A 4,323-nucleotide genomic window follows, 5' to 3' on the forward strand; every position below is an offset into this window, starting at 1 on the left:
TGAAATTTCAATATGTGGTTTTGAAGGTATATGTTATATTTATAAATTGAATATGATAATATAGAGAAACGGATGACGGGGTGTGGCTCAGCTTGGCTAGAGCGCCTGGTTTGGGACCAGGAGGTCGCAGGTTCGAATCCTGTCACCCCGATTCTAATATATGCGCGAGTGGCTCAGTGGTGGAGTATCGCCTTGCCAAGGCGAGGGTCGCGGGTTCGAATCCCGTCTCGCGCTCTTTTTATTTAACGCAGGAATCTTGTAACAGCAAGGTATCCTGCGTTTTTTGTATTGAAGGCGGTGACCTGTGCACAGGGCGTGCAGGTTATCGTTTGGATTCACAAATGTCAGCCATAAACATATAATATTTTAGAAGCCTGACAAGCTTCTAAAAAAGGAAAGGAAGTAAATTTATGGCATATCCAAAGGTTCATATAGTGAACTCCACCAATTATACTGTAAAAGGTACAGTGAAGTATGCAGCCTGTTCCAGCGATCATTTTGAAATAGCTCCCTGGGGAAGCTGGACGGCCGGAAGCCGGGGCGTTTGTCTGCTTACTAAGATAACTGCCAACGTATATACTCCTGGTAAAACTGAGGAAGCAGATTCCTACTCATCATCCGGTACATCTTACAGCCAGTTTGCAATTCTTCAAAAAACAGATGGATTTACTGTGACCCGAATTGTAACCTAATTGATCAGAACCTGATTTGTCCATGTGTCAGTGTAATATTTTTACACTGGCACTACATATTTATTTAGAAAAACCCATAAATTTGGCTGGCCCGGGAACTGTACGGGCCTTTTTACCGAATAAATTAGATTGTGGGGAAATATATTTTTAGAAAAAGGAAGTTCAGAATGGAAACCGAAAGATATATTGTGAATTTTTACAGCGTGGGTGATAAGCAGTTTGGAATAACGGATGTGAAAAAATTATGGATTGCAGCTGCATTAGTTGAAGAAGCAGGATGCGGAGTGTTTATAAATGGAGTAATCGAATCCATGGAGTTAATATGTGATACTATAGATCGGTGCGGCATGGACAGTATCGGGGTAAGAATCATAGCAACACGAAATCCCGTCCTTTGCAGAGACAGAGAAGTATACTACCATGCATTTCGTAAGATAGTTCTCGATGTCAAGAAAAAGCTTGGAAATCCATATGTCACAATATCGATGCTAAATACAAATTATTTCTATTTTGACAGCATTTAAACATGGAGCTAAAGAGCTGCACGTTCTATAAACATGCATGTTCTGCGTATGGCTCAGCATATTAAATAAAGGGGCCGGGGGGCTTAGCATCTGTACAGAATGCTGCCAACCGGCCTTAGCTTTGACTTTTGCCTGTATTTTTCATTTTAAACTTATACCTTTAATAAATGTTATTCTTGATTTCCTGTATCAACGAATCAAGCCCTAATTCATTACACTCGCCGATCAGTCCCTGGGATATAAATTCCCTTAGCGTGGATTTCAGTCCTTCCTTGTCATCCGTTTCAATTAATCGGGCAGTATTGTCGATGAGATGTAAAATTTCACTGTTCGTATCTGACTTTTTTGAGTATCCCAGATATAGTTTTCGTAAATCATTGACTAAAGGATTATTTGAGGTGCTTTTTTTATCCATCCCCATTATTCCGGATGATTCTTTAACCGGTTCAATTTCAACCGTTTCAATTTTTTTCCCGTCTGCATCAAATTCAATACTTGAACCACGTCTGCTCAAGAATTCCTGTAACGCTCTATAGAATGAATCCAGGGATTCTTCATCGCTGCTTGTAAACGTAATAACATCACCGGAAAGGAGCTTGATATTCACTTGATTCATATTTTTATCAGGCCGATGATAATACAGCCACAGAGCAGCACTGAAAGCGAATAGAATCAACATGGCAATATGGCCGGCAACCGTTTGGGCGGATAAGGCTATAAATAATAGAATAAGAAATAATTTGAACGGAAAGGGGGCTGCGGGCTTTATTCCTGCCCATATCTGGGTGATCCCTGATACCGGTACGGAATGCATTTCCCAGCTTAAAAGGTTATCTTTTATACTAATGTTGGATATTTTATAGTTGTTATCTTGATATTTTTTCACTGACATAGTTAGATCCTTCCATAATTTATATCAATTTGTATTTGCTATAGTTGCGGATAAAATAGGGTTTGCAATTATGACGCTTCCTCCTGTTGCAAATTCTTCAACTCCTACACAGGCGCTATAGTTGCAGCATGTACTGGCTTCCGAATCACAATCATATGCCGATAAGGTAAAACTATTTGCCTCGGAACTTTCCTTGTCCCTGTAATATAATACGCCGGTACTGACAGGAGTGGGAAGGCACTGTCCCTTTTCCTGCTTAAAAAGCTGAAACCTTAGCCGCAGCTTTATTTTACTTGTGATAATATTACAGGAAAAATTTAACTGGACAACAAAATCCTCATGATTTAAAGTATTCAGATTAAGAGAAGCCACATGTAATGTGGCTCCCTTTTCTGTACCTTCAGGCAATATAAATCCCCCGAAAGCTGAGCTTTTTATATATAAGCTGTCTTTGCAGAATTTGTCTGTTGCTTGCTTTGAGCAGTTACTCTGGACGGGGGGATTACATTGTCCAATGTTATTATTTTGTTGCTTAAATTTCTGAGGAAAGCAGTTACATGTTCTGGTACCTGGATAATGATATCTTCCAAATAAACTATAATACATAGCTGCTCCTTTTCGGTACTACATTATTGGTCAATCACAGTTGTCAACAATGATAGCGGAAAGAGTTGCGTTATTGATAGAAGTAACACCAACGGTTGCGATACCGGCAACGGTTGCTACGACACTGTAAGTGCAGCATTCTGTATCGCAGATATCACAGTCGCATACAAAGAAGGAGAATGCGTCACTGGCTGTTACTGCTACTAAACGTGAAAATGTCCAAACTGGTCCTACTGGGATAGGAACAAGCTGATTTTTACACTGCTTGAAAATCTGCAGGTTAAGAGTTAAAACGGCGGCAGTTGTTACAATATTGCTGGCAAATTCAAATTTAATACATGGTTTGCGGAACCCTTTTGTATCTACGGTGACTGTAGATACGGTAAAATTCGTACCTGCTATAGTGGCTAGCGGGAGTGTGACAGCGCCTGGACAGCCGCATTTTAATGTTGTTCTGTTAGGTGTGATAGGTCTTACTTTTTCACAGTCGCAGCAGCATTTGCAGTCACAGTCATAGGACTCTCTCTGCTCACAGTCACAATTGTTATAGTTATCGCTCATAATGGAACCTCCATAGAATTTCATTTTATTTATTTTAATACCCTCGTGGTATACTACAGTATATTAAAAAAATAGAAGAAAGTTCCTGCCCGGGACAAAGTTTCTTCCAAGCTGTATAAGATTGGCCTATTTTTGAGATTTTGGGAGCTAAAACACAGTGTATAGGATAATACCATCGCAGTGAAGGGCAAACTTCCGAAAAATTTATACAGGTACCATTGACAAATTTTTTGAAGAGTGTATAATGAGAATTAAATATACAAGTACCTGTATAAAATGGAAGGGGACAATATGAACGATATGTATACAGCTACTTATGAGAAGCTGTCCACACTGCAATGGCTCATGAAACGCCGCCAGATGTTCAGTCAAGCGGAATCTGGAAGATTTGCCGACTCAACAAGAGGTCAGGGGCGCATTCTTGCCATGTTGAAAATCCAGCCGGAAATTGCTACAAAGGATTTAGCTTATCTGCTGGGCATCCGCCAGCAATCGCTGAATGAGCTGTTGAAGAAGTTGGAAAAAAACAGCTATGTGGAGCGTAGACCATCTGAGAAAGACAGGCGGGTCATGGTTGTGCATTTGACAGAAAAAGGGAAAGAAGCGCAGGAACCAGAAGCAAATTATCAGGAGTTCCTCGGTTGCCTGTCGCCGGAAGAATTGCAACAATTCGGAGAATATTTAGACAGGATTATTGCTGCTTTCCGAATGGAAGGTAGAAGCGAAGACGAGGACACAGTGGCAGATTGGATGGACAAAGCACGAGAACGTATGGGCGATGAACAATTTGAGCAATTGATATCCATGCGTGAACGAGCCTTTGGCTCCTTTGGACGAGAAGCAAAGCCAGATAATATACCGGGTGCGGAGCGCTTCTCTCCCGATTACGATGGGCCTGTGCCAGACAGAAATGGATTTAGCTTCTTTGGCGGCAGAGAAAGAAAATAGAATACCCAAAGGCACCATATTATTTATGGAGATAAGTCCTATGCGAGAAAAACGCATAGGACTTAATTTTTGTTAGGGCAAGGCCCTGTTTTGAACATGG

At 40.8% G+C, this 4,323-nt stretch carries 6 protein-coding genes and 2 tRNA genes; 5 read left to right on the forward strand and 3 right to left on the reverse strand.

Annotated features, from left to right (window positions below; genetic code table 11):
• Nucleotides 1-76 precede the first annotated feature (76 nt).
• The 4 genes from CLOSYM_RS05535 (at nt 77) to CLOSYM_RS05550 (ending at nt 1,216) form a co-directional block, all read left to right on the forward strand.
• A tRNA-Pro gene (locus CLOSYM_RS05535) sits at nt 77-151 on the forward strand.
• An 11-nt stretch (nt 152-162) separates the two neighbouring features.
• Nucleotides 163-234 (forward strand) — tRNA-Gly (locus CLOSYM_RS05540).
• Between the two features lie 176 nt (nt 235-410).
• Nucleotides 411-692 (forward strand): hypothetical protein, encoded by a 282-nt coding sequence (locus CLOSYM_RS05545; RefSeq protein WP_021641295.1) that lies wholly within the window; start codon nt 411-413, stop codon nt 690-692.
• 167 nt (nt 693-859) lie between these two features.
• Nucleotides 860-1,216 carry a hypothetical protein gene (locus CLOSYM_RS05550; RefSeq protein ID WP_003511141.1) on the forward strand — a complete coding sequence of 119 codons (357 nt, stop codon included), beginning with the start codon at nt 860-862 and terminating at the stop codon, nt 1,214-1,216.
• Nucleotides 1,217-1,376: 160 nt separating this feature from the next.
• Here the strand turns inward: CLOSYM_RS05550 and CLOSYM_RS05555 are convergent, their stop codons facing one another.
• Genes CLOSYM_RS05555 through CLOSYM_RS05565 form a run of 3 tightly spaced genes read right to left on the reverse strand, consistent with a single transcriptional unit; the run spans nt 1,377 to nt 3,275 of the window.
• Entirely contained in the window at nt 1,377-2,108 is a 732-nt protein-coding gene (locus CLOSYM_RS05555; protein WP_021641297.1) for a DUF6232 family protein, read from the reverse strand.
• Nucleotides 2,109-2,132: 24 nt separating this feature from the next.
• Nucleotides 2,133-2,714, reverse strand: a complete 582-nt coding sequence (locus tag CLOSYM_RS05560) for a DUF4489 domain-containing protein (protein WP_021641298.1) — start codon at nt 2,712-2,714, stop codon at nt 2,133-2,135.
• Between the two features lie 30 nt (nt 2,715-2,744).
• Nucleotides 2,745-3,275 (reverse strand): DUF4489 domain-containing protein, encoded by a 531-nt coding sequence (locus CLOSYM_RS05565; protein WP_003504638.1) that lies wholly within the window; start codon nt 3,273-3,275, stop codon nt 2,745-2,747.
• A gap of 291 nt (nt 3,276-3,566) precedes the next feature.
• On the opposite strand from CLOSYM_RS05565, the gene CLOSYM_RS05570 reads away from it, so the two are divergent.
• Nucleotides 3,567-4,223: a MarR family winged helix-turn-helix transcriptional regulator gene (locus CLOSYM_RS05570; RefSeq protein ID WP_044902162.1), complete on the forward strand. Its 657-nt coding sequence runs from the start codon at nt 3,567-3,569 to the stop codon at nt 4,221-4,223.
• The last annotated feature ends 100 nt before the right edge of the window (nt 4,224-4,323 follow it).

Origin of the sequence: [Clostridium] symbiosum ATCC 14940 (assembly GCF_000466485.1) — a bacterium.
GTDB classification, from domain to species: domain Bacteria; phylum Bacillota; class Clostridia; order Lachnospirales; family Lachnospiraceae; genus Otoolea; species Otoolea symbiosa.

Coding starts and splice junctions, on each gene's coding strand:
- CLOSYM_RS05570 (WP_044902162.1), top strand. CDS start 3,567: ATGAACGATATGTATACAGCTACTTATGAGAAGCTGTCCACACTGCAA.
- CLOSYM_RS05565 (WP_003504638.1), bottom strand. CDS start 3,275: ATGAGCGATAACTATAACAATTGTGACTGTGAGCAGAGAGAGTCCTAT.
- CLOSYM_RS05545 (WP_021641295.1), top strand. CDS start 411: ATGGCATATCCAAAGGTTCATATAGTGAACTCCACCAATTATACTGTA.
- CLOSYM_RS05550 (WP_003511141.1), top strand. CDS start 860: ATGGAAACCGAAAGATATATTGTGAATTTTTACAGCGTGGGTGATAAG.
- CLOSYM_RS05555 (WP_021641297.1), bottom strand. CDS start 2,108: ATGTCAGTGAAAAAATATCAAGATAACAACTATAAAATATCCAACATT.
- CLOSYM_RS05560 (WP_021641298.1), bottom strand. CDS start 2,714: ATGTATTATAGTTTATTTGGAAGATATCATTATCCAGGTACCAGAACA.